This is a genomic window from Croceibacterium segetis (assembly GCF_011320115.1).
Lineage (GTDB): Bacteria > Pseudomonadota > Alphaproteobacteria > Sphingomonadales > Sphingomonadaceae > Croceibacterium_B > Croceibacterium_B segetis.
Genome location: NZ_JAANOZ010000023.1, coordinates 1 through 20980, shown reverse-complemented (window position 1 = coordinate 20980; position 20980 = coordinate 1). Strand labels below are relative to the sequence as shown.

Annotated in this window: 31 protein-coding genes; 26 read left to right on the top strand and 5 right to left on the bottom strand. The window is 66.1% G+C overall.

Translation table 11 applies throughout. The annotated features are described in order from the left end of the window. Window positions 1–4: 4 nt before the first annotated feature. From G7B69_RS16005 to pspF, 5 genes are all read right to left on the bottom strand, one after another. Window positions 5–478, bottom strand: a complete 474-nt coding sequence (locus tag G7B69_RS16005) for a GlcG/HbpS family heme-binding protein (protein WP_166181081.1) — start codon at window positions 476–478, stop codon at window positions 5–7. A 77-nt stretch (window positions 479–555) separates the two neighbouring features. Then, on the bottom strand, window positions 556–954 hold the full coding sequence (locus G7B69_RS16000) for a GFA family protein (RefSeq protein WP_166181079.1): 399 nt from the start codon (window positions 952–954) through the stop codon (window positions 556–558). After that, on the bottom strand, window positions 951–2381 hold the full coding sequence (leuC, locus tag G7B69_RS15995) for a 3-isopropylmalate dehydratase large subunit (RefSeq protein WP_166181077.1): 1431 nt from the start codon (window positions 2379–2381) through the stop codon (window positions 951–953). The genes G7B69_RS16000 and leuC overlap by 4 nt, the downstream gene beginning before the upstream one ends. Before the next feature lie 65 nt (window positions 2382–2446). After that, window positions 2447–2812 carry a hypothetical protein gene (locus G7B69_RS15990; protein WP_166181075.1) on the bottom strand — a complete coding sequence of 122 codons (366 nt, stop codon included), beginning with the start codon at window positions 2810–2812 and terminating at the stop codon, window positions 2447–2449. 159 nt (window positions 2813–2971) lie between these two features. Then, window positions 2972–4000 (bottom strand): phage shock protein operon transcriptional activator, encoded by a 1029-nt coding sequence (pspF, locus tag G7B69_RS15985; RefSeq protein WP_166181073.1) that lies wholly within the window; start codon window positions 3998–4000, stop codon window positions 2972–2974. A 155-nt stretch (window positions 4001–4155) separates the two neighbouring features. Between pspF and G7B69_RS15980 the strand changes: the two genes are divergently transcribed. The 26 genes from G7B69_RS15980 to pnp form a co-directional block, all read left to right on the top strand. Further along, window positions 4156–4326, top strand: a complete 171-nt coding sequence (locus G7B69_RS15980; protein ID WP_166181071.1) for a hypothetical protein — start codon at window positions 4156–4158, stop codon at window positions 4324–4326. Further along, window positions 4323–5171 carry a phage shock protein PspA gene (gene pspA / locus G7B69_RS15975; RefSeq protein WP_166181069.1) on the top strand — a complete coding sequence of 283 codons (849 nt, stop codon included), beginning with the start codon at window positions 4323–4325 and terminating at the stop codon, window positions 5169–5171. The genes G7B69_RS15980 and pspA overlap by 4 nt, the downstream gene beginning before the upstream one ends. Before the next feature lie 3 nt (window positions 5172–5174). After that, complete coding sequence (gene pspB, locus G7B69_RS15970) at window positions 5175–5471, top strand: envelope stress response membrane protein PspB (protein WP_166181067.1); 297 nt, start codon at window positions 5175–5177, stop codon at window positions 5469–5471. Next, window positions 5468–5848: an envelope stress response membrane protein PspC gene (pspC, locus tag G7B69_RS15965; RefSeq protein WP_166181065.1), complete on the top strand. Its 381-nt coding sequence runs from the start codon at window positions 5468–5470 to the stop codon at window positions 5846–5848. The genes pspB and pspC overlap by 4 nt, the downstream gene beginning before the upstream one ends. A gap of 23 nt (window positions 5849–5871) precedes the next feature. After that, window positions 5872–6168 carry a hypothetical protein gene (locus G7B69_RS15960; RefSeq protein WP_166181063.1) on the top strand — a complete coding sequence of 99 codons (297 nt, stop codon included), beginning with the start codon at window positions 5872–5874 and terminating at the stop codon, window positions 6166–6168. Continuing rightward, complete coding sequence (locus G7B69_RS15955) at window positions 6168–6455, top strand: hypothetical protein (RefSeq protein WP_166181061.1); 288 nt, start codon at window positions 6168–6170, stop codon at window positions 6453–6455. The genes G7B69_RS15960 and G7B69_RS15955 overlap by 1 nt, the downstream gene beginning before the upstream one ends. Window positions 6456–6528: 73 nt before the next feature. Further along, the gene (locus tag G7B69_RS15950) at window positions 6529–6798 is read left to right on the top strand and encodes a hypothetical protein (protein WP_243415225.1); all 270 of its coding nucleotides are present in this window, start codon (window positions 6529–6531) and stop codon (window positions 6796–6798) included. Window positions 6799–6851: 53 nt separating this feature from the next. After that, a complete protein-coding gene (locus tag G7B69_RS15945) occupies window positions 6852–7073 on the top strand; it encodes a hypothetical protein (RefSeq protein WP_166181058.1) in 222 nt (73 codons plus the stop codon). Beyond that, complete coding sequence (locus G7B69_RS15940) at window positions 7073–7351, top strand: hypothetical protein (protein ID WP_166181026.1); 279 nt, start codon at window positions 7073–7075, stop codon at window positions 7349–7351. Before G7B69_RS15945 ends, G7B69_RS15940 begins: the two co-directional genes overlap by 1 nt. Next, on the top strand, window positions 7348–7650 hold the full coding sequence (locus G7B69_RS15935; RefSeq protein WP_166181056.1) for a hypothetical protein: 303 nt from the start codon (window positions 7348–7350) through the stop codon (window positions 7648–7650). The genes G7B69_RS15940 and G7B69_RS15935 overlap by 4 nt, the downstream gene beginning before the upstream one ends. Then, a complete protein-coding gene (locus G7B69_RS15930) occupies window positions 7650–7988 on the top strand; it encodes a hypothetical protein (protein ID WP_166181055.1) in 339 nt (112 codons plus the stop codon). The genes G7B69_RS15935 and G7B69_RS15930 overlap by 1 nt, the downstream gene beginning before the upstream one ends. Next, a complete protein-coding gene (locus G7B69_RS15925; RefSeq protein WP_166181053.1) occupies window positions 7985–8245 on the top strand; it encodes a hypothetical protein in 261 nt (86 codons plus the stop codon). The genes G7B69_RS15930 and G7B69_RS15925 overlap by 4 nt, the downstream gene beginning before the upstream one ends. A gap of 19 nt (window positions 8246–8264) precedes the next feature. After that, window positions 8265–8504: a hypothetical protein gene (locus G7B69_RS15920; RefSeq protein WP_166181051.1), complete on the top strand. Its 240-nt coding sequence runs from the start codon at window positions 8265–8267 to the stop codon at window positions 8502–8504. 24 nt (window positions 8505–8528) lie between these two features. Then, window positions 8529–8942, top strand: a complete 414-nt coding sequence (locus G7B69_RS15915; protein ID WP_166181049.1) for a SufE family protein — start codon at window positions 8529–8531, stop codon at window positions 8940–8942. Between the two features lie 134 nt (window positions 8943–9076). Continuing rightward, the gene (gene rimP / locus G7B69_RS15910) at window positions 9077–9649 is read left to right on the top strand and encodes a ribosome maturation protein RimP (protein WP_166181048.1); all 573 of its coding nucleotides are present in this window, start codon (window positions 9077–9079) and stop codon (window positions 9647–9649) included. Beyond that, window positions 9649–11316 (top strand): transcription termination factor NusA, encoded by a 1668-nt coding sequence (nusA, locus tag G7B69_RS15905; protein ID WP_166181046.1) that lies wholly within the window; start codon window positions 9649–9651, stop codon window positions 11314–11316. The genes rimP and nusA overlap by 1 nt, the downstream gene beginning before the upstream one ends. Further along, window positions 11297–12031 (top strand): DUF448 domain-containing protein, encoded by a 735-nt coding sequence (locus G7B69_RS15900; RefSeq protein ID WP_166181045.1) that lies wholly within the window; start codon window positions 11297–11299, stop codon window positions 12029–12031. Before nusA ends, G7B69_RS15900 begins: the two co-directional genes overlap by 20 nt. 17 nt (window positions 12032–12048) lie before the next feature. Further along, window positions 12049–14571 (top strand): translation initiation factor IF-2, encoded by a 2523-nt coding sequence (infB, locus tag G7B69_RS15895; protein WP_166181043.1) that lies wholly within the window; start codon window positions 12049–12051, stop codon window positions 14569–14571. 3 nt (window positions 14572–14574) lie between these two features. Next, window positions 14575–15105, top strand: a complete 531-nt coding sequence (locus G7B69_RS15890; protein WP_166181041.1) for a DUF1697 domain-containing protein — start codon at window positions 14575–14577, stop codon at window positions 15103–15105. Then, entirely contained in the window at window positions 15105–15500 is a 396-nt protein-coding gene (gene rbfA / locus G7B69_RS15885; protein WP_166181039.1) for a 30S ribosome-binding factor RbfA, read from the top strand. Before G7B69_RS15890 ends, rbfA begins: the two co-directional genes overlap by 1 nt. Before the next feature lie 4 nt (window positions 15501–15504). Then, window positions 15505–16083 carry a thymidine kinase gene (locus G7B69_RS15880; RefSeq protein ID WP_166181038.1) on the top strand — a complete coding sequence of 193 codons (579 nt, stop codon included), beginning with the start codon at window positions 15505–15507 and terminating at the stop codon, window positions 16081–16083. A 24-nt stretch (window positions 16084–16107) separates the two neighbouring features. Next, window positions 16108–16788, top strand: coding sequence for a site-2 protease family protein (locus G7B69_RS15875; RefSeq protein WP_166181036.1), 681 nt, complete (start codon window positions 16108–16110; stop codon window positions 16786–16788). A gap of 64 nt (window positions 16789–16852) precedes the next feature. Then, window positions 16853–17359 (top strand): DUF2239 family protein, encoded by a 507-nt coding sequence (locus G7B69_RS15870; protein ID WP_166181034.1) that lies wholly within the window; start codon window positions 16853–16855, stop codon window positions 17357–17359. Then, window positions 17352–18344 carry a tRNA pseudouridine(55) synthase TruB gene (truB, locus tag G7B69_RS15865; RefSeq protein WP_166181032.1) on the top strand — a complete coding sequence of 331 codons (993 nt, stop codon included), beginning with the start codon at window positions 17352–17354 and terminating at the stop codon, window positions 18342–18344. Before G7B69_RS15870 ends, truB begins: the two co-directional genes overlap by 8 nt. A 4-nt stretch (window positions 18345–18348) precedes the next feature. Next, the gene (gene rpsO, locus G7B69_RS15860; RefSeq protein ID WP_166181030.1) at window positions 18349–18618 is read left to right on the top strand and encodes a 30S ribosomal protein S15; all 270 of its coding nucleotides are present in this window, start codon (window positions 18349–18351) and stop codon (window positions 18616–18618) included. Window positions 18619–18789: 171 nt separating this feature from the next. After that, window positions 18790–20980: polyribonucleotide nucleotidyltransferase (gene pnp, locus G7B69_RS15855; protein WP_166181028.1), on the top strand; the 2191-nt coding region annotated here is incomplete at its 3' end.

Genomic DNA, 20980 nt, shown 5'->3' with positions numbered 1-20980 from the left:
CTCGCTACTTGGCGCTGCCACGCAGGCCCGCGGCGGCGACGCCCGCGAGGCCACAAGCGACGTCATCCTTGCTCTCGGCTCCCGAAACGCCAACCCCTCCCAGCTGGGTCCCGTCCTGGCCGTAGAACGGCACGCCGCCCTCGAAAGTCGCCATGTCGGGGGCGCTGTAGCCGTTCCACTTGGAGGTTTCCGACGTCGGGAAGCCGTAGACCGCCGCCGACTTGCCCTTCCACTGCGCCAGCTCGGCTGCGCCGGTCGAGGCGCCGTCCATCTTGGCGAAGGCGATCAGGCGCCCGGTGTTGTCGAACACCGCCACGCCGAGCGCGAAACCCTTCTGGGCAGCGACGGCAAGGCACCCGTCGCGGATCTTCGCCGCGGTGGCGTAGTCGAGCATGGGGCGCGGGGTCTGCGCGTGGGAGGGCACGGCGGCGGCGAGCAGCAGCCCGGCGAACGCCGGGCGCAAGCGGTCAAGTCTCATCTGCGGCCTCTCCTAGCGCAGCGGGAGGCGGAGTTCTGGCAGAGCACGGCGAGGCCGTCCACGATTCGTGCGGGCAGCTAAAACGGCGCGTCGAGGGCGAACGGCACTTCGGCGTGGCGCGGGGGCGGCCAGTCGCCATCGTCGCCGGCGTCGCGCCCGTTGGGGAAGCGGATGGGCACGCCGACCAGTTCGGCGGGATCGAACAGGCGCATGCTCACGCCCATCCGGTCGAGCGGCTTGAGCGAGGTCCAGCCCAGGTTTGCGCTGCAAGTCGGGCAGAATACGAACGCGATCCAGGGCTCGATGTCCGAGCGGACGAACGATTGCCTCTCACCTTCGATCGTCACCTCGTCGGGTGGGAAATAGCCGGTCAGGGAGCCGAGCTTGAAGCACGCCGTGCAGTTGCACGAATTCACGTACTCGGGCTTGCCCGGCACGGTGACGGTCACGCCGCCGCAGAGGCATTGCCCCTTCACGCGAACTCGCGCACGTCGGTCAGCTTGCCGGTGACCGCCGCGGCAGCCGCCATCGCCGGGCTGACGAGGTGGGTCCGCGCGCCGGGGCCCTGGCGGCCGACGAAATTGCGGTTGGAGGTTGAGGCGCAACGCTCGCCGGCGGGGACCTTGTCGGGGTTCATGCCGAGGCACGCCGAGCAGCCGGGCTCGCGCCATTCGAGGCCGGCATCGATGAACACCTTGTCGAGCCCTTCTTCCTCGGCCTGGGCCTTCACCAGTCCCGAACCGGGGACGACGATCGCCCATTTGACACCCGGCGCCTTCTTGCGGCCCTTCAGGATTGCGGCCGCGGCGCGCAAATCCTCGATGCGGCTGTTGGTGCAACTGCCGATGAAGACGTTCTGCACCTCGATCTCGTCCATTCGTTGGCCGGGGGCGAGGCCCATGTAGTCGAGGCTCGCCTGCGCGGCTTTCTGCTTCGACGGATCGGGAAAGCTTCCGGGATCGGGCACCACGCCGCCGATGGCGACGGTGTCCTCGGGGCTGGTGCCCCAGGTGACGGTCGGCTCGACCGTGGTCGCGTCGATGCGCACGGTTTTGTCGAACTTCGCGCCTTCGTCGGTATGGAGCGTGCGCCAGTAGGCGACCGCCGCATCCCAATCCTCGCCTTTCGGCGCCAGCGGACGGCCCTTGAGATAAGCGAAGGTGGTCTCGTCGGGTGCGATGATCCCGGCGCGGGCACCGCCCTCGATGCTCATGTTGCACACCGTCAGTCGGCTCTCGACGCTCATGTCCTCGAATACCTTGCCGCGGTACTCGATGACGTGGCCGGTGCCCCCGGCGGTGCCGATCGTGCCGATGATGTGGAGGATCAGGTCCTTCGAGCTGACGCCGGGCGAAAGGTCGCCCTCGACAACCACCTGCATCGTCTTGGACGGACGCAGCAGCAGCGTCTGGGTCGCGAGCACGTGCTCGACTTCGCTCGTACCGATGCCGAACGCCAGCGCGCCGACGCCGCCGTGCGCGGCCGTATGGCTGTCGCCGCAGACGATTGTCGTGCCGGGCAGCGAGAAGCCCTGCTCGGGGCCGACGACGTGGACGATGCCTTGCTCGCGGGCGGTCGCGCCAAAATAGCGCACGCCGAATTCGGGCGCGTTGTGCTCGAGCGCTTCGAGCTGGTTTCGGCTTTCGGGGTCCTTGATCGGCACGCGGTTGCCGTTTGCGTCGACGCGTGCAGTGGTCGGGAGGTTGTGGTCGGGCACCGCCAGCGTCAGCTCGGGACGGCGAACCTTGCGGCCGGCCAGCCGAAGCCCTTCGAAAGCCTGCGGGCTGGTCACTTCGTGGACCAGGTGGCGGTCGATGAAGATCAGGCAGGTGCCGTCGTCGCGACGCTCGATCACGTGAGCGTCCCAGATCTTCTCGTAAAGGGTGCGGGGCCGGTCGGACATGGGCTTTCGCCTAGTCCTCCCGGCCCCGCGCTGACAAGGTATCAAAACTTGAGTCAGCTCAAGCCTTAGCGATGGTCGTAGCGATCGTGCCGATCGTTGCGGCCCGGATGGTTGTTCCAGTCGTGCGACTGGCGTTGGATAGCAACCCGCACCGAGGCGATCTCGCGCTCGAGGGTCTGCAGCTCGCCGCGCGTGAAGCCGTGGCGGGCATAGCTGCGGTATAGGTCCTGCAGCCGGTCGACGCGCTGTTCGAGCACGCGCTCTTCGCGGTTGGAGAGGCCCGGCTTGCGGTCGATCTGGCGATCGAGCTGGGCGATCTCGGCGCGAAGCTGGCCGGGGTTGGCGTGCCACGGCGCGGCCGAAGCCGGAGCGGTGAAAAGCGCCCCAGCCGCGAGGGCGAGCGGGGCGGCGAGGAGGAATTTCTTGGTCATCGTAGCGGTCCTTCTGTTCATCTTTCGGCGTCTGCCGATGAACGAGATATGCCACCGCCAACCACGGAAGTCCCTCTCACTTGGTAAGAATGTGTCGCAGGTCCGGTGCAGAACTTGCTGGCGGCTGCACAGCGCGTTCAGCAGACGGAAGGCTGAACGCTAGGCGTCGGCGTCGGCCAAGCCGTGCTTGCGGATGCAATGGCGCAGCTGGTCGTAAGTCAGGCCGAGCGCCTTGGCGGTCTGGCGCTGGTTCCAGCGGTTGCGGCCGAGGTGGTGCTCGACGATCGCCCGCTCGTGCGCCTCGACCGCAGCGCGCAAGTCGGCGACAGTGTCGTAGTCGGTGCGCGCCGGCGCGGGTTCGGCACCATTGTGCGGTTGTTCTGCGGCCTTGTGCGAGCGTTCGCCGAGCGGCTTCCACGGGCTTTCGAAGGGATCGAACTGGACGTGGCCGATCGGCTCTTCCCAATTGCCCCAGCGATAGACGGCGCGTTCGATCACATTGCGCAGCTCGCGCACGTTGCCCGGCCAGGTGTAGTCCTCGAGCTGGCGGCTCACGTGGTCCGCGAAGCCCGGCCATTGCTCCCAACCGATCTCGGCCGCCATCCGCCGCCCAAAATAGTCGGCAAGGACCGGGATATCGCCCTCGCGAACGCGTAGCGGCGGCAGGGTGATGACCTCGAAGCACAGCCGGTCGAGCAAGTCGGCGCGGAAGCGGCCCTCGTCCGCCAGGCGCGGCAGGTCCTCGTTGGTCGCGGCGACGATGCGCACGTCCACCCGGATCGGGTGCGACGAACCGATGCGGGTGACCTCGCCATACTCGACCGCACGCAGCAACCGTTCCTGCGCCCCCATGGACAGAGTCGCCAGTTCGTCGAGAAATAGCGTGCCCCGGTCGGCTTCCTCGAACCTTCCGGCGCGAGATTTGGTAGCGCCGGTGAACGAGCCCGCCTCGTGGCCGAACAGCTCGGCCTCGATCAGCGTTTCCGGAAGCGCCGCGCAGTTCATCGTGACGAGCGGCTCCTCCCAGCGGTTCGACAGTCGGTGGAGGCGTTCGGCGATCAGCTCCTTGCCGGTGCCGCGCTCGCCGATCACCAGCACCGGCCGGCGCATCGGCGCGGCGCGGCTGGCCCGCTCGACCGCGTCGAGGAACACGCTGGACTGACCGACGAACTGGTTACCCCGCTCCATGCCCGATCCTTAGCGTATTTTCCCAACATCTGGCAATACGCGCCACGAGCCGCCGAGCGCGTTGCCGGCAAACCGACCGGAATCCGCCATTCCCGCAAATTGGCACGGCGCTTGCGAATAGGGGAACATCAGGTTTGGATCAGGAGGACAATCCGATGTTCGATCGCCACTTTCTAACCAGCAAGCTCGGCATCGCCGCGCTGGTCAGCGTGGCCATGATGGTCGCCTTCAACGTCTACGCGATGAGCTTGCAGCTCGGCGCACCGATGGGGGCGGGCCACGCGGGCGCTGCGGCCGTCGGTCTTCCGCTGGTCGTGCTCGCATGAGCCGTGATCCGATCAATCCGCTGACCCCGATCAGTCCGCGCCGCACCGCGCGCGACGAGCGCGAGGCCTCGCGGATCGATCTCGAGATCGAGCGCTTGCGCACGAGCCCGACCCCTACTCGTAACTCTCTAGCTGCCGGAGCCGTCTGGATGGGCATTTTCTCACGTACCCGCGATATCATCGCGGCCAACTTCAACGATCTGCTCGAGCAGGCCGACGACCCGTCCAAGATGATCCGCATGATCATCATGGAGATGGAGGAGACGCTGGTCGAAGTTCGTGCCAGCGCCGCCCGCACCATCGCCGATCAGAAGGAAATGCACCGCCACACGGTCAAGCTCGACCGGCTCCAGGCCGATTGGCAGGAGAAAGCCCAGCTCGCCCTCAGCAAGGACCGTGACGATCTCGCCCGCGCCGCGCTGATGGAGAAGAAGAAGGCGGCCGACATGGCCGAGCAGCTCAAGACCGAGATCGCCGTGCTGGACGACGCCCTGCGCGCTTATGAGCAGGACATCGCCAAGCTGCAGAACCGCCTGCGCGAGGCGCGCAGCCGGCAGAGCCAGATCGCCGCCCGTCTCGAAAGCGCCGAGAACCGCGTCAAGCTGCGCAGCCTGATGACCAACGAGCGGGTCGACGAAGCGCTGACCCGCTTCGATCAGCTCGAGCGTCGGGTCGACTATGCAGAAGGCCGCGCCGACGCGCTGTCGATCGCCGACGGCACCGGCACGCCGAGTCTGGCCGACGAGATTTCCGCGCTCGAGAGCTCGGACAAGATCGACGAGGAGCTCGAGGCCATGAAGCGCGCGCTCGGCAAGGCCGGCGACAACGACAAGCAGGAGGATTGATCCGTGGGCGAGGAAGTCTTTATTATCCCAGTAATTTTCCTGGGGCTGCCGTGGATCATCTTCCACTACATCACCAAGTGGAAAACCGCCGCGACCATTACCAACGACGACGAGGTCCTGCTCGAGGAGCTCTACCAGCTCGCCAAGCGTCTCGACGAACGGATGGACACCGTCGAACGGCTCGTGGCCTCCGATAATGCAGAATTCAAACCGGCGCGGCTCCAGGCCGACCGTGAAATCGACAACCAGCCGCTACGCGAGCTCGATCGCCTGCTGGCCGAGAAGGGAACCCGCAAATGACCAGCGAGCGCACCAAGCTGTACCGCGACAAGCAGAACGGCAAGCTGATGGGCGTCTGCGCCGGGATCGCCGACTACACCGGCATCAACGTCGGCTGGGTTCGCCTGGCGATGGTCCTCTCGGTCTTCACGCCACTGAGCGGGGTGACCTTGCCGATGTACTTCCTCGCCGGGCTGTTCCTCAACAAGAAGCCCGCCCACCTCTACGTCGACGCGCAGGAGCAGAAGTACTGGCAGCGCGTGCGGCAATCGCCCCAGCGCACCGCCCGCGAAATCCGCGCCCGCTTCCGCGACGTCGATCGCCGCCTGGCCGAGGTCGAGAACTATTACGTCAGCAGCAATCCGCGCCTGTCGGCCGAGATCGAACGGCTGCGCTGAGCCTGCTCGGGGGAGTATTTGAAATGGGTGAATTGGGAATCCTGGTTCCGTTGGCACCGTTCCTGATGGTGGTTGGCATCGTCTGGGTGAAGAGCCACGCGAAACTGGAGGAAAAGCGCATCGCCGCCACGGCGGAAAACAGTGCCGAGAAGGCCGCGCAGTACGCCAGTCGGATCACCGAGATGGAAGACCGCATTCGCGTGCTCGAGCGCATCGTTACCGACAGCGGCTACAATGTCGCGAGCCAGATCGAAGCGCTGCGCGACACCCGCCGGGTCGAACAGCGGCTCGAAGCACCCAGAGCGCAGGAGAAGGTGTGATGGGCGAACTGATCCCGATCGCCGCCATCCTGATGGTGTTCGGCATCCCTATGCTCGCCATCTGGACCAAGCATCGCAAGGAAATGATGCAGATGCAGGCCAACACGACCGCCGAAAAGGCCGCGCAGTACGCCGCCAGCAACAAGGAGTTGGAAGACCGCGTGCGGGTCCTCGAGCGGATCGTGACCGACGGCGGCTACGACGTCGCTACCCAGATCGAGGCGTTGCGCGACACGCGCCGCGTCGAAGAGCGGTTGGAAGATCAGCGCGACACATCGCGCAACTGAGGGGGATGAAATGAGCTTTGGTGGGCCTGAATTTGTCCTTGCGATCATCGCCATCGGTACGCTGGGCGGAATCATGAAGACGGCTATCCGTGCCAAGCATGGAATGCCGGACTTTCCCGGCGGCGGCCGGCGCGCCCGGCGCCGCCAGATCGCCGATGAGAGCCCCGCTCTCGTGGAAAGTCTCAAACACGAGAACAAGCGCCTCACGGACCAGGTCGAGACGATGCAGGACCGCCTCATCGTGCTCGAGAAGATCGTCACCGACCGCGGCTACACCCTCGCCAGCGAAATCGAAGCGCTGCGCGATCGGCCGAAAAGAATCGAACAAGGGAGCGACATCTGATGCAACCGGGTGAGTTTCTCGTCTTCTTCACGCTCGTGATTGCAGGCTTAATCATGTTCTTCATGGTCACGCAGGCTTACAGGCGCCGGCTCGACTTCAAGCTCCGCAAGCTCGAGCTAGAGGCGCAAGCCAGGGTGCCCCGGCTGGCGCCGCGGGACGATCGCGCCGACCTGATCGAGGACCGGGTCCGCGTGCTCGAGCGCATCGCCACCGATCGCGGGCAGGACATCGCCCACCAGATCGAACGCTTGCGCGGGATTGAGGAGAAGATCTGATGGGGCCGGCGGAAGCCATTGCCGCTGTCGCCTTTGCCGGCGTCGCCATCGGAGTGCTGATCACGATCGGCACCAGCTTTCAGCGTTGGATCGCCTACAAGCAGCGCAAGATCGAAGTCGAGGCCGAGGCGTACCGCGCTCGGTCGACCAGCCCCAGCGACTACACGGAAATGCTCGAGGAACGTGTCCGTGTGCTCGAGCGCATCGCCACCGATCGCGGGCAGGACATCGCCCACCAGATTGAGCGTCTGCGTGATCAGGGGAGCACGGTGATATGAGCACGGGAACGACCGTTATCGCCATCGTGGCCATCGCCGTCGGCTTGCCGGTCACGCTGGCCATGATCGCCGAGGTCGCCAAACGCTACATCGGTTTCAGGGAGCGCAAGCTCGAGCTGATGGCCGACCAGACTGCCGAAAAGGCCGCGCAGTATGGGGCGCACGTCGAACGGCTCGAGCAGCGCATGCGCGTGCTCGAACGCATTGCCACCGACAAGGGCGTCGATCTCGCCGCCCAAATCGAAACCCTGCGCGAGGCGCCCGCCCTCGCCCGCATTGCTGACGAGGAACTCAACTGATGAGCCCCGATAACATTGTGACCATTGTCATGTTTGGCGTGCTCGGGGCCGTTCTGGTCGTCGGCGTGAGCGTCGGAGGTTGGCTCTACAACACTCGCCAGAAGATCAAGCACGGCTATCCGCTCGAGAGCATGTGGGGCAAGCCGCTCCACCCGCAACACACCAACGAGGCGCAGGAGCGGGTCAAGCTGCTGACGCAGGAGAATGCCCAGCTGCGTGCCGAGATCGGCTCGCTGAGCGACCGCCTGATCAGCGTCGAACGGATCGTCACCGACAGCGGCTACCGGCTCGGCCACGAGATCGAGCAGTTGCGCGATGCCAAGGGGAAGGTGCAATGAACCTTTGGGAGTTCATCCTCGTCATCAGCGTCGCCGGCATGATCTACAGCGCCTGGCGCTCGAAGCATCTCGCCAAGATCGGCGCGTACGAAGACGAGAAGGGCAAGATTCACCAGCTCGGCACGGGCCGCGAGGCCGAACTCGAGCGCGAAGTTCAGGAATTGCGCGAGCGGGTCAAGGTGCTCGAGCGCATCGCCACCGACGGACGCGACACGCGCCTGCTTTCCGACGAAATCGAAAAGCTGCGCGACCAGTAATTTCGAAAGGAACCGGATCATGTTGACCCAGGACCTGCTTATCGCCGCCAGCGCCCTCATGGGGCTGCTCGTGCTCGCCGCCACCGCTCTCAAGGGCTGGCAGGGCTGGCTCGCGCTCAAGGACCGCGAGCTGCAAGTGGCCCGGCCGCAACGCGAGATCGAGGGCGGCGCGAGTGAAGGCGCAGCGCGGATCGAGATCGCCGACCTCAAGGAGCGGATCCGCAAGCTCGAAGCCATCGCCAGCGGGGTGGACTTGTAAGCTGTCGTTGATAGAGGCGCGCGGATGCGCAGCCTCGACGACATTCGCGAAGAGTACGAATTTCTCGACGCCGATGAACGCTATCGCCTGCTGATCGAACTCGGGCGCGAGCTCGATCCGATGCCCGAGGCGCTCAAGACCGACGCCACGCTGGTGCGCGGCTGCTCGGCGAAGGTGTGGGTCTATCCGATAGTCGAAGAGGGCCGGCTGCACTTCCTCGCCGACAGCAACGCCGCGATCACCAAGGGCATCGTCGCGCTGGTGCTCTCCGCGGTGCAGGACAAACCCGCCGCCGAGGTGGCTGGAACCGACATCGCCGCCGCGCTCGAACCATTCGATCTCAAGAACCAGCTGAGCTCGAACCGTACCCAAGGGGTGCCCAACATGATCGCGCTGGTGAAGCAGACGGCGGCGCGGCTGGCAGCCGAACAAGGCTAGCCGAATCCGGTTGCAAAGCGGCGCACCCGCGCCTATCTGGCCGTCATCCCGACATTGGTAACAAAGTCTGGTGCTGGCGCCTCCGGGGGCCGGCCCGAACCCCGTTTCCAACTGTCAACCGAACGAAAGACCCTATGGCCGACATCGCGCGCCTGACCGAAGTGATCGAACCCGAAGCCAAGGCTCTCGGTTTCGAACTCGTGCGCGTGAAGATGTTCGACAGCGGTCCCGAAGGCGATGGCGAACGCACGCTGCAGGTCATGGCGGAAGACCCGGCAACCGGGCAGCTGGTAGTCGACCAATGCATGGCGCTTTCGCGCCGCATCTCCGACGCGATCGACGCGATCGAGGACGGCGGCGAGGAACTGGTCCAAGGCACCTACCAGCTCGAGGTCAGCAGCCCCGGTATCGACCGGCCGCTGACCCGCCCGAAGGATTTCGCCAACTGGGCGGGCCACGACGTCAACATCTCGCTGAACGAGCCGGTGAGCGATCACCGCAAGTTGCGCGGCGAATTGCTCGGCGTCGAGGACGGCCAGGTGCAGGTCGAGGATCGCAAGCACGGCCGTATTGCGGTACCGTTGGAGCAGATTCGCACGGCCAAGCTGGTCCTGACTGACAAGCTGATCGCCGCGACCAAGCCGCTCGACATGAGTGGCGCGGAGCAAATCGAAGAATTCACCGAAGAAGAAAAGGTCCAAGACTGATGGCCAGTCCGATTTCCGCCAACAAGGCCGAGCTGCTTGCGATCGCGACCTCCGTCGCCACCGAGAAGATGATCGACAAGGCGATCGTCATCGAGGCGATGGAAGAAGCGATCCAGAAGTCCGCGCGCAGCCGCTACGGCGCCGAGAACGACATCCGCGCCAAGCTCGACCCGCTGACGGGCGACCTGCGCCTGTGGCGCGTCGTCGAGGTGGTCGAGGAAGTCGAGGACTACTTCAAGCAGGTCGACCTCAAGCAGGCCGAGAAGCTGCAGCCGGGCGCCAAGATCGGCGATTTCATCGTCGATCCGCTGCCCCCGGTAGATCTCGGCCGCATCGACGCGCAGAGCGCCAAGCAGGTGATCTTCCAGAAGGTCCGCGATGCCGAGCGCGAGCGCCAGTTCGAAGAATTCAAGGACCGCGCCGGCGAAGTGATTACCGGGGTGATCAAGTCGGTCGAATTCGGCCACGTTATCGTCAACCTCGGCCGTGCCGAAGGCGTGATCCGCCGCGACCAGCAGATCCCCCGCGAGGCCGCCCGCGTCGGCGAGCGTGTCCGCGCGCTGATCATGAAGGTCGAGCGCAACAACCGCGGGCCACAGATCTTCCTCAGCCGCGCCCATCCCGAGTTCATGAAGAAGCTGTTCGCCCAGGAAGTGCCGGAGATTTACGACGGTATCATCGAGATCAAGGCGGCCGCGCGCGACCCGGGCAGCCGGGCCAAGATCGGGGTGATCAGCCGCGACAGCTCGATCGACCCGGTCGGCGCTTGCGTCGGCATGAAGGGCAGCCGCGTCCAGGCGGTGGTGCAGGAACTGCAGGGCGAGAAGATCGACATCATTCCGTGGAGCGAAGACACCGCAACGTTCGTCGTCAACGCGCTGCAGCCGGCGACAGTTAGCCGCGTGGTCCTCGACGAAGAGGAAAGCCGCATCGAGGTGGTGGTGCCGGACGATCAGCTTTCGCTGGCGATTGGCCGCCGCGGACAAAACGTGCGCCTCGCCAGCCAGCTGACCGAGAGCCAGATCGACATCATGACCGAGGAAGAAGCCTCGGAGAAGCGCCAGCGCGAGTTCTCCGAGCGTTCGAAGATGTTCGAGGAAGAGCTCGACGTCGACGAGACGCTCAGCCAGTTGCTCGTCGCGGAAGGCTTCGCCGAGCTCGAGGAAGTCGCCTACGTCGACAGCGCGGAGTTGGCGGCGATCGAAGGCTTCGACGACGAGCTGGCCGAAGAGTTGCAGGAACGCGCCAAGGAAGCGCTCGCCAAGCGCGAGGAAGCTTACCGTGGCGAGCGGCAAGCCCTCGGCGTCGAGGATGTCTTGGCCGAAATTCCGCACCTGACCGAGCAGATGCTGGTCACGCTCGGCAAGGCCGGCATCAAGACGCTGGACGATCTCGCCGATCTCGCGACCGACGAACTGATCGCCAAGAAGCGCGAGGCCCCGCGCCGCCGCCAGCCCGCCGCCGCCGATGGCCCGCCGATGCGCCGCGATCGCCCGCGTCCGGAAGACAAGGGCGGCGTGCTCGGCGAGTACGGTTTGAGCGAAGAGCAGGGCAACGAAATCATCATGGCCGCCCGCGCGCACTGGTTCGAGGACGAGCAAGCGGCTCCGGCCGCGGCCGAAGCGCCCGCAACAGAGGAGGCCGCCGATGCGGAATCCTCGCAATGATCCGCTAAGGGTCCCTGACACCGCCGGCGCGGGCGGACCCGGTGACGGGCCCGAGCGGCGTTGCATTCTGACCGGGCGGATCGCCGCGCGCGACGAACTCGTGCGCCTGGCGATCTCGCCCGACGGGGATGTGCTGCCCGACGCCCTCGCCCGCGCGCCCGGACGTGGCGCCTGGATCGGCGTCGGCAAGGCCGAACTCTCCGCGGCGCTCGCCAACGGCAAGCTCAAGGGCGCGCTCGCGCGGGCGTTCAAGGGCGCCCCGCTGCGGATCGCAAACGAACTGCCCGACCTGATCGAAAGCGCGCTGCGCAAGGCTTTCCTCGATCGTCTGGGGCTCGAAATGCGCGCCGGACTGCTTATCTTGGGCTCGGATCGCATCGCCGGCGAGGCCCGCGCCGGCACCGTCGCCGCGCTCTACCACGCCGCCGACGCGAGCGAGGACGGCTCACGCAAGCTCGACCAGGCCTGGCGAGTGGGACAGGATGCGGAAGGGTCTGGCCTTTCCGGCATCCGCCTGCCACTGGACCGCGCGGCACTGTCTGTGGCATTGGGCCGCGACAATGTCGTCCATCTGGCGCTGGCCGACGCGAAGTCGGCGGAGCGGGTTGCGGCCCCGCTGAAGCGCCTGCTGACCTTTTTGGGCGCCGCCGAGGCGGCCGACGGATGGGGCGAACGAACGGCAATCGCCGCTCGCGAAGCCGATGAACTGATTTGAAGGACTGTTGAACGCATATGAGCGATAGCGAAGAAACCCCGCGCACCCGCAAGCCGCTTGGCCTCAAGCGCTCGGTGGATGCTGGCGAGGTCAAGCAGACCTTCAGCCACGGCCGCACCAACAAGGTGGTGGTCGAGGTGAAGCGTCGGCGCATTCTCGGCAAGCCGGGCGAGGCCGCCGCGCCGGCCCCCGAACCCACGCCGGCACCAGCTCCCGCGCCTGTCGCGGCGCCGAAGCCCGCGCCCAAGCGCGCGCCCGCTCCTGCCGCGGAGACGCCGCAGGAGCGCGTCGCGCGCCTGCAGCGCGAAGCGGAGGAAGACCGCCTGCGGACGGCCGAAGAAGCGCGCCGCCGCGAGGAAGAGGAAAAGGCTCGCGCCATCGAGGGCGAGAAGCGCCGCGCGGTTGAGAACCGCAAGGCCGAGGAAGCTCCGGAGGCGCCCGCACCGGCTGAGCCTGAAGCTGCCGGGCCGGTCGCCGAAGTGACCGCTGAAGTGGAAGAGGGCGGCGCGACCCCCGCGCCCGCCGCGCGCCGCTTCACGCCTGTCGCCCGACCCGAGCCCAAGCGTCCGCCCGAAAAGAAGCGCGAGGAGAAGAAGCCCGGCCGCGGAACCGAGAACCGCGGCGCGACCGATCGCGACGACCATCGCCGCCGTGGCGGCAAGCTGTCGGTCAAGACCGCCTTCAACGAGGACGAAGGCGCCCGCGCCCGCTCGCTCGCCGCGCTCAAGCGCGCCCGTGAGAAGGAGCGCCGCGCGCATTTCGCCGGTCAGAATCAGCCGCGCGAGAAGCAGGTCCGCGACGTCGTCGTGCCCGAGGCGATCACCGTACAGGAGCTCGCCAACCGCATGGCCGAAAAGGGCGCCGACCTGGTCAAGGCACTGTTCAACCTGGGCATGATGGTCACCGTCAACCAGACGATCGACCAGGACACCGCCGAGCTGCTGGTCGAGGAGTTCGGCCACAACATCAAGCGCGTCAGCGAGAGCGACGTCGATATCGATACCAGCGTCGACGTCGATGCCGATGAATCGCTGCAGCCGCGCCCGCCGGTGGTCACGATCATGGGCCACGTCGATCACGGCAAGACCAGCCTGCTCGACGCACTGCGCGGGACGGACGTGGTCAAGGGCGAGGCCGGCGGCATTACCCAGCACATCGGCGCCTACCAGATCAAGACCAAGGGCGGAGACCTCGTCACCTTCCTCGACACGCCTGGCCACGAGGCGTTCAGCGAGATGCGCGCCCGCGGCGCCAACGTCACCGACATCGTCGTGCTGGTGGTGGCGGCCGACGACGGGATCATGCCGCAGACGGTCGAGGCTATCAATCACACCAAGGCCGCCGGCGTACCGATGATCGTCGCGCTGACCAAGGCCGACAAGCCCGAGGCCAATCCGCAGCGTATCCGCGAACGGCTGCTCGAGCACGAAGTCGTGGTCGAGGAGATGAGCGGCGAGGTGCAGGACGTCGAAGTCTCGGCCAAGACCGGCAAGGGTCTCGATGAGCTGATCGAGAAGATCCTCCTCCAGGCCGAGCTGCTCGAGCTCAAGGCCAATCCCGACCGTGAGGCGGAGGCGACGGTGATCGAAGCTCAGCTCGACAAGGGCCGAGGCCCGGTCGCGACGGTGCTCGTCACTCGCGGCACGCTCAAGCGCGGCGACGTGTTCGTCGTCGGCACTGAGAGCGGGCGCGTGCGCGCGCTGGTCGACGACAAAGGCAAGCAGGTCAAGGAAGCCGGCCCCTCCGTACCGGTCGAAGTGCTCGGGCTCGGCGGCGTGCCGATGGCGGGCGACCAGCTGACCGTGGTCGAGAACGAGGCGCGGGCGCGCGAAGTCGCCGCCTACCGCCAGGAGAAGGCCACCGAAAAGCGCACCGCGCTGGCCCCGACCAACTTCGACACGATGTTCACCAGCCTGCAAAGCGACGTGGTCGAGTTCCCGCTGGTGGTGAAGGCCGACGTGCAGGGCTCGGTGGAAGCGATCGTCACCGCGCTGCACAATCTCTCGAACGACGACATCAAGGTCCGCGTGCTTCACGCCGGCGTCGGCGCGATCACCGAGAGCGACGTGACGCTGGCAGCCGCCAGCGGCGCCCCGATCATCGGCTTCAACGTCCGCCCCAATCCCAAGGCGCGCGAGCTGGTCGCCCGCAACAAGACGCGGATGATGTACTACGACGTGATCTATCACCTGACCGAGGAGATCGGGAGGGAAATGGCCGGCGTGCTCGGCCCGCTCAAGATCGAGAACGTCATGGGCCGGGCGGAAGTCAAGCAGGTGTTCCCGGCGGGCAAGCGCGACAAGGCGGCCGGCCTGCTGGTCACCGAAGGCGCGATCCGCAAGGGCCTGTTCGCCCGCCTCACCCGCGAGGACGTCATCGTTTCGGCGACCACGATCCAGTCGCTGCGCCGGTTCAAGGACGACGTCGACGAAGTCCGCGCGGGCCTCGAATGCGGCGTGGTGCTGGCCGACACCAACGACATTAAGCCGGGCGACATGCTCGAAGTATTCGAGGTCGAGGAGCGCGAACGGACGCTTTAAGGGATGCAGCGCTACGTCGCCCTGCTCGGTTCGATCAATGTCGGCGGCAACCGGCTGAAGATGGCCGAGCTGCGCGAGGCGCTCGAGCGCGAGGACTTCGCGGACGTGGAGACCGTCGTCGCCAGCGGCAACGTGCTGTTCTCGCACGACGAGCGCCCGACCGACGGCCTCGCCGAGAAGATCGCCTACGTCGTCAAGGACCGCTTCGGGATCGACACTTTCGCCGCTGTGCGCAGCCGCGACGAGCTGGCGGCGGCGATCGCCCACAATCCCTTTACCGGCGAGAACGAGGACAAGTTCGTGCACACGGTATTCCTGCAGCAGCCGCTTGACCCGGTGGCGTTCGCCGAGTTCGTTGCCGGCTATGAAGGCCCCGAGCGGGTCGCCCCGGGAACGCTGGAATACTTCGTCGACTTCCACGAAGGCGTGGCGGATTCCAAGCTGGGGCAGGCTATGCGCAAGCTCAGGCTGCGCGGAACCGCGCGCAACGTCCGCTCGCTGCAGCGCATTCTCGACAAGATGGGCAGCATTTGATGGTTCGCGCCACTTCGACACCCGAACAGCAGTCCGTGCGCGTGCTCAAAGTCGGCGAACGCGTGCGGCATATCCTCTCGGAGCTGCTCGCGCGCGGCGAGGTACACGACGACACATTGACCGCGCACGCGGTCAGTGTGACCGAGGTGCGCATGACTCCCGACCTGAGGAACGCCGCCGCCTATGTGAAACCGCTGCTCGGGCTCGACGAGGATGTGGTGCTGAAGGCGCTGCGCACCAACACCGCGTTCTTCCAGCGCGAGGTCGCCAAGCGCCTCGGCCTCAAGTTCGCACCGAAACTGCAGTTCAAGCCGGACGAGAGCTTCGAGGAAGCCGAGCGCATCGAAAAGCTGCTCAGCGACCCCAAGGTCGCCCGCGACCTCGGCGACGACTGAGCCCGTGGCCAAGCTCTATTTCTACTACGCGAGCATGAATGCGGGGAAGTCGACCAACCTGCTGCAGGCCGACTTCAACTACCGCGAACGCGGTATGGCGACGATGTTGTGGACCGCGGCGCTCGACAACCGTTCGCAAGGGCATCCGATCGCCAGTCGGATCGGGCTGGAGGCCAATGCACATTTGTTCGACGGCGCCACCGACTTGTGGGCCGAGGTAACCGCCGCGCACACTGCCAGTCCGCTCGCCTGCGTACTGATCGACGAAGCGCAGTTCCTCTCGCCCGAACAAGCCTGGCAATGCGCGCGTCTGGCCGACGAGGCCGGCATCCCGGTGCTGTGCTATGGCCTGAGGACCGATTTTCGGGGCGAGCTGTTCGCGGGTTCGGCGGTCCTGCTCGGCATCGCCGACGCCCTCGTCGAGCTGAAGGCGGTGTGCCACTGCGGCCGCAAGGCCACGATGAACCTGCGCGTCGACGAAAGCGGCGCTGCGGTCGCCCATGGCGCGCAGACCGAGATCGGCGGCAACGATCGCTACGTCGCGCTGTGCCGCAAGCATTTCCGTGCAGCGCTGGCGCGCTGACTTCGCACCCCCTATCTAGCCAAGATGGACGGAACCCTCTTGAACATCGCGGCTCTCGTGCCGGCGCTGGTTTTCGCGATCGTGTTTCACGAGGTCGCGCACGGGTGGACCGCCCTCGCGCTCGGTGACCCGACGGCCAAGGAGCGGCGCCGGCTGAGCCTCAATCCCATTCGCCACGTGGATCCGTTCGGCACGCTGATCTTGCCTGGCCTGCTGGCGCTCGCCGGAGCGCCGATATTCGGCTGGGCCAAACCGGTTCCGGTGGTCCAGCAACGCCTCAGAAATCCGCGTTTCGGAATGATGGCGGTGGCTGCCGCGGGGCCGCTGACCAACCTCGTTATGGCCACGCTCGGCGCGCTCGCCATCGGCCTGCTGGTGCGCGGCGGCGCCCCTGCCGATGCGAGCCTTGGCGGATTCGCCGTCCTCGCATTCACCTATTTCGTAGCGATCAACGTCTTCGTGGCGTTCTTCAACCTGCTGCCGATCCCGCCCTTTGACGGCTCGCACATCGTCGAAGGCGTCCTGCCGCGAAGCTGGGCCGCAGCCTATGGCAATCTGCGCGGCGTCGGCATGGTGCTGTTCTTCATCCTCGTCGCGCTGAGCTGGTATGGCCCGACGAGTGGCATCCTCGACCACCTGATCGGTCCGCCGGTCGAGTGGATGCTCGGACGTTTCGACGCGGTAGTCGCCTGGGTCGCGGGATAATTTTACCCCGGTATATTGACTTTTTATATCCGGGTAAATAAGGCGCGCTTCGTTGGAGGCGGCAATGACGATCACCGTATTTCTCAAGAACGAAGTCCTCGCGCGCGGCCGGCCCGACGAAGTCGCGCCGGCAATGCGCGCGTTGGAACCGCTCGCCCGCAGCTCGGACTTGCTTGCCTTCGACGACGAAAGCGGCCGCCAACTCGATCTGGACTTGCGCGCCGAAGCGGCCCCCGCACCACGCCCGCGGGGCCGCCCCGCACTCGGTGTCGAGGCCAAGGAGGTGACGCTGCTGCCGCGCCATTGGCAATGGCTCGCCACCCAAAGCGGTGGCGCATCGGCGACCTTGCGCCGGTTGGTCGAGACGGCCATGCGCGAGGGGCGCTCGCAACGGGAGTGCTTCGACGCCGCCTATCGCTTCCTCAGCGTGATGGCCGGCGACCTGCCGCTTTTCGAGGAAGCCGTGCGCGAGCTCTACAAGGGAAATCGCCTCGGCTACGAGCACTTCGCGCACGACTGGCCGCCGGCGATCCGCGACCATGGCCGCGCGCTCGCCTGGCCGGATGCCTGACCGCGTGCCCAACGGCTGGATTATCCTCGACAAGCCGCGCGGCCTCGGCTCGACCCAGGCCGTTGCGGCGGTCAAGCGCAACTTGCGCGAAGCGGGCTTCGGCAAGGTCAAGGTCGGTCATGGCGGCACGCTCGATCCGCTGGCCGAAGGCGTGCTGCCCATCGCTCTCGGGGAGGCGACGAAGCTTTGCGGACAAATGCTCGACAGCGACAAGATTTACCAATTCACCATCGAGTTCGGCAGCGAGACCGACACGCTCGACGCCGAGGGCGAGGTGGTCCGCACCAGCAACCGCCGCCCGCCCCTCGCCGCGGTGGCCGCGGTGCTCGAGCACTTCACAGGCGAGATCGAACAGCTCCCGCCGGTTTATTCCGCGCTCAAGGTCGGCGGCCGCCGCGCCTACGACCGCGCGCGGAAAGGCGAAAACGTCGACCTCCACCCGCGCCAGGTCACAATCCACTCGCTCGAGATGGCTCATGCGGGCGACCGCCCTTCGCTGCGTTCGACTTTCGCCACCACCGCCGGCAGGCCCGACGGCTACGATCCGCAACCGCCGCTGGAGCTAGCGGATTCGGTCACGCTGGTCGCAAATGTCTCCAAGGGTACCTATATCCGCAGTCTGGCGCGCGACATCGCGCATGCGTTGGGGACGGTCGGCCATGTCACCTTCCTGCGCCGCACGAAGGCCGGTCCGTTCACGGAAAACCAAGCGATTTCGCTGGACAAACTGAATGCGATCGGTCAGGGCGCGCGCCTTGAAGACCACCTCCTGCCGTTAGAGGCGGGGCTGGACGGTATCCCGGCCCTCCCCCTCGACCCGGAAAGCGCGCGGGCGGCCCGCCAGGGCCGGGTCCTTTCCGGAATGCCCCAACCCGACGGGCTCTACCTTGCCAAGGCCGGCAATGTTCCGGTGGCTTTGATGGAAATCGTATCGGGGACGGCGAAGGTCGTCAGGGGTTTCAATCTGTCCGATACCGCGGAGTAAGAGAATGTCGGTCACCGCCGAAAAGAAACAGGAAATCATCAAGGACAACGCCCGCGACAAGAACGACACGGGCAGCCCTGAAGTCCAAGTCGCGATCCTCACCGAGCGTATCCGCAACCTGACCGAGCACTTCAAGGGCCACCACAAGGACAACCATTCGCGCCGCGGCCTGCTGATGATGGTCAACAAGCGCCGTACGCTGCTCGCCTACCTCAAGAAGGTCGATGTCGAGCGCTACAACGCCCTGATCCAGAAGCTGGGCCTGCGGAAATAAGAGTTTAGCGAGGGCGGCTCTAGCGGAGTCGCCCTTTTGCTATCGGTCATCCTTCACAATTCGGTGGAGGGGCCATGGGGCTAAAAGGCCCCGCACCGGACCGGGACGGTATCCCCGGAACAGAGGCCCCGCCTGCGCAATATGGCCCGGCGGGTTCACGAAGGAAAACCAATGTTCGACACGCAAACCGTATCGCTGGAGTGGGGCGGCAAGACCCTCACTCTGGAAACCGGGCGTATTGCCCGCCAGGCCGACGGCGCCGTTTTGGCGACCTATGGCGAAACCGTGGTCTTGTGCGCGGTGACCGCCGCCAAGAGCGTCAAGGAAGGGCAGGACTTCTTCCCGCTGACCGTCCACTACCAGGAAAAGTTCTCCGCCGCCGGACGCATCCCGGGAGGCTTCTTCAAACGCGAGCGCGGCGCGACCGAGAAGGAAACGCTCACCAGCCGCCTGATCGACCGTCCGATCCGCCCGCTGTTCCCCGAAGGTTTCTACAACGAAATCAACGTCATCGCCCAGGTGCTGAGCTATGATGGCGAGAGCGAGCCCGACATCGTCGCGATGATCGCCGCCTCGGCCGCGCTGACGCTCTCTGGCGTGCCCTTCATGGGCCCGATCGGCGGCTGCCGGGTCGGCTTCAAGGACGGCGAATACCAGCTCAACCCGAGCATCGCCGAAGTCGCCGAAGGCCGCCTCGACCTCGTCGTCGCCGCCACCCACGACGCGGTGATGATGGTCGAGTCCGAAGCCAAGGAGCTGACCGAGGAGGAAATGCTCGGCGCGGTGATGTTCGCCCACGACGAATCCAAGAAGGTCGTCAAGGCGATCATCCAGCTGGCCGAAAAGGCTGCCAAGGATCCCTGGGACCTAAACACCGACGACAACTCGGCGATGAAGGCCGAGATCAAGAAGCTCGTCGGCGACGACATCGCCAAGGCCTACAAGCTGACCGACAAGTCGGCCCGCTCGAACGCGCTCAACGAGGCGCGGGCCAAGGTCAAGGCGGCTTACGCCGACCAGGACGGCCAGACCGCGATGACCGCCAACAAGCTGACCAAGAAGGTCGAGGCCGACATCGTCCGCGGCGCGATCCTCAAGGACGGCAGCCGCATCGACGGCCGCAAGCTCGACCAGGTCCGCCCGATCGAAGCGATGGTCGGCTTCCTTCCGCGCACCCACGGCTCGGCGCTGTTCACCCGCGGCGAGACGCAGGCGATCTGCACCACCACGCTGGGCACCAAGGACAGCGAACAGATGATCGATGGCCTCGGCGGCCTCAGCTACCAGCGCTTTATGCTGCACTACAACTTCCCGCCCTACTCGGTCGGTGAAGTGGGCCGCTTCGGCGCCCCGGGCCGCCGCGAGATCGGTCACGGCAAGCTCGCCTGGCGCGCGCTGCACCCGATGCTGCCGAGCCACGACGACTTCCCGTACACCATCCGTATCCTGAGCGACATAACCGAGTCCAACGGCTCGTCCTCGATGGCGACGGTGTGCGGCGGTTGCCTGGCGATGATGGACGCCGGCGTGCCGATCGAGCGCCCGGTCTCGGGCATCGCGATGGGCCTGATCCTCGAAGGCAAGGACTTCGCGGTCCTCTCCGACATCCTCGGCGACGAGGATCACCTCGGCGACATGGACTTCAAGGTCGCCGGCACCGAAGCGGGCATCACCAGCCTGCAGATGGACATCAAGATCGCCGGCATCACCAAGGAGATCATGGCCAAGGCGCTCGAGCAGGCGAAGGCCGGCCGCGCGCACATCTTGGGTGAGATGAAGAAGGCGCTCGGCTCTGCTCGCAGCGAGCTTTCGGCCCATGCCCCGCGCATCGAGACGATCCAGATCGACAAGTCGAAGATCCGCGACATCATCGGCACTGGCGGCAAGGTGATCCGCGAGATCGTCGCCGAGACCGGCGCCAAGGTCGACATCGACGACGAGGGCGTGATCAAGATCAGCTCGTCCGACATCGCCCAGATCGAAGCCGCCAAGAAGTGGATCCTCGGCATCGTCGAGGAGCCCGAGGTCGGCAAGATCTACAACGGCAAGGTCGTCAACATCGTCGACTTCGGCGCGTTCGTGAACTTCATGGGCGGCAAGGACGGCCTCGTCCACGTCTCCGAGATGAGGAACGAGCGGGTCGAGAAGCCGACCGACGTCGTCTCCGAAGGCCAGGAAGTGAAGGTCAAGGTCCTCGAAGTCGATCCGCGCGGCAAGGTTCGCCTGTCGATGCGCGTTGTCGACCAGGAAACCGGCGCCGAGCTGGAGGACACCCGTCCCCCGCGCGAGCCGCGCGAAGGCGGCCGTGACCGCGGCCCGCGCGGCGACGGCGACCGCCGCCCCGGCGGCGGACGTGATCGTG

What these genes read in the sequence shown, in the direction of transcription:
- G7B69_RS15960 (WP_166181063.1), top strand. Translation starts at nt 5,872, where the DNA reads ATGGGTGAATTGGGAATCCTGGTTCCGTTGGCACCGTTCCTGATGGTG.
- infB (WP_166181043.1), top strand. Translation starts at nt 12,049, where the DNA reads ATGAGCGATAGCGAAGAAACCCCGCGCACCCGCAAGCCGCTTGGCCTC.
- G7B69_RS15955 (WP_166181061.1), top strand. Translation starts at nt 6,168, where the DNA reads ATGGGCGAACTGATCCCGATCGCCGCCATCCTGATGGTGTTCGGCATC.
- G7B69_RS16005 (WP_166181081.1), bottom strand. Translation starts at nt 478, where the DNA reads ATGAGACTTGACCGCTTGCGCCCGGCGTTCGCCGGGCTGCTGCTCGCC.
- G7B69_RS15900 (WP_166181045.1), top strand. Translation starts at nt 11,297, where the DNA reads ATGCGGAATCCTCGCAATGATCCGCTAAGGGTCCCTGACACCGCCGGC.
- pspF (WP_166181073.1), bottom strand. Translation starts at nt 4,000, where the DNA reads ATGGAGCGGGGTAACCAGTTCGTCGGTCAGTCCAGCGTGTTCCTCGAC.
- pspA (WP_166181069.1), top strand. Translation starts at nt 4,323, where the DNA reads ATGAGCCGTGATCCGATCAATCCGCTGACCCCGATCAGTCCGCGCCGC.
- G7B69_RS15980 (WP_166181071.1), top strand. Translation starts at nt 4,156, where the DNA reads ATGTTCGATCGCCACTTTCTAACCAGCAAGCTCGGCATCGCCGCGCTG.
- G7B69_RS15930 (WP_166181055.1), top strand. Translation starts at nt 7,650, where the DNA reads ATGAGCCCCGATAACATTGTGACCATTGTCATGTTTGGCGTGCTCGGG.
- rimP (WP_166181048.1), top strand. Translation starts at nt 9,077, where the DNA reads ATGGCCGACATCGCGCGCCTGACCGAAGTGATCGAACCCGAAGCCAAG.
- rpsO (WP_166181030.1), top strand. Translation starts at nt 18,349, where the DNA reads ATGTCGGTCACCGCCGAAAAGAAACAGGAAATCATCAAGGACAACGCC.
- G7B69_RS15890 (WP_166181041.1), top strand. Translation starts at nt 14,575, where the DNA reads ATGCAGCGCTACGTCGCCCTGCTCGGTTCGATCAATGTCGGCGGCAAC.
- G7B69_RS15935 (WP_166181056.1), top strand. Translation starts at nt 7,348, where the DNA reads ATGAGCACGGGAACGACCGTTATCGCCATCGTGGCCATCGCCGTCGGC.
- rbfA (WP_166181039.1), top strand. Translation starts at nt 15,105, where the DNA reads ATGGTTCGCGCCACTTCGACACCCGAACAGCAGTCCGTGCGCGTGCTC.
- truB (WP_166181032.1), top strand. Translation starts at nt 17,352, where the DNA reads ATGCCTGACCGCGTGCCCAACGGCTGGATTATCCTCGACAAGCCGCGC.
- G7B69_RS15875 (WP_166181036.1), top strand. Translation starts at nt 16,108, where the DNA reads ATGGACGGAACCCTCTTGAACATCGCGGCTCTCGTGCCGGCGCTGGTT.
- G7B69_RS15920 (WP_166181051.1), top strand. Translation starts at nt 8,265, where the DNA reads ATGTTGACCCAGGACCTGCTTATCGCCGCCAGCGCCCTCATGGGGCTG.
- G7B69_RS15940 (WP_166181026.1), top strand. Translation starts at nt 7,073, where the DNA reads ATGGGGCCGGCGGAAGCCATTGCCGCTGTCGCCTTTGCCGGCGTCGCC.
- G7B69_RS15915 (WP_166181049.1), top strand. Translation starts at nt 8,529, where the DNA reads ATGCGCAGCCTCGACGACATTCGCGAAGAGTACGAATTTCTCGACGCC.
- leuC (WP_166181077.1), bottom strand. Translation starts at nt 2,381, where the DNA reads ATGTCCGACCGGCCCCGCACCCTTTACGAGAAGATCTGGGACGCTCAC.
- pspC (WP_166181065.1), top strand. Translation starts at nt 5,468, where the DNA reads ATGACCAGCGAGCGCACCAAGCTGTACCGCGACAAGCAGAACGGCAAG.
- G7B69_RS15950 (WP_243415225.1), top strand. Translation starts at nt 6,529, where the DNA reads ATGAAGACGGCTATCCGTGCCAAGCATGGAATGCCGGACTTTCCCGGC.
- G7B69_RS15945 (WP_166181058.1), top strand. Translation starts at nt 6,852, where the DNA reads ATGTTCTTCATGGTCACGCAGGCTTACAGGCGCCGGCTCGACTTCAAG.
- G7B69_RS15925 (WP_166181053.1), top strand. Translation starts at nt 7,985, where the DNA reads ATGAACCTTTGGGAGTTCATCCTCGTCATCAGCGTCGCCGGCATGATC.
- G7B69_RS15870 (WP_166181034.1), top strand. Translation starts at nt 16,853, where the DNA reads ATGACGATCACCGTATTTCTCAAGAACGAAGTCCTCGCGCGCGGCCGG.
- G7B69_RS15990 (WP_166181075.1), bottom strand. Translation starts at nt 2,812, where the DNA reads ATGACCAAGAAATTCCTCCTCGCCGCCCCGCTCGCCCTCGCGGCTGGG.
- nusA (WP_166181046.1), top strand. Translation starts at nt 9,649, where the DNA reads ATGGCCAGTCCGATTTCCGCCAACAAGGCCGAGCTGCTTGCGATCGCG.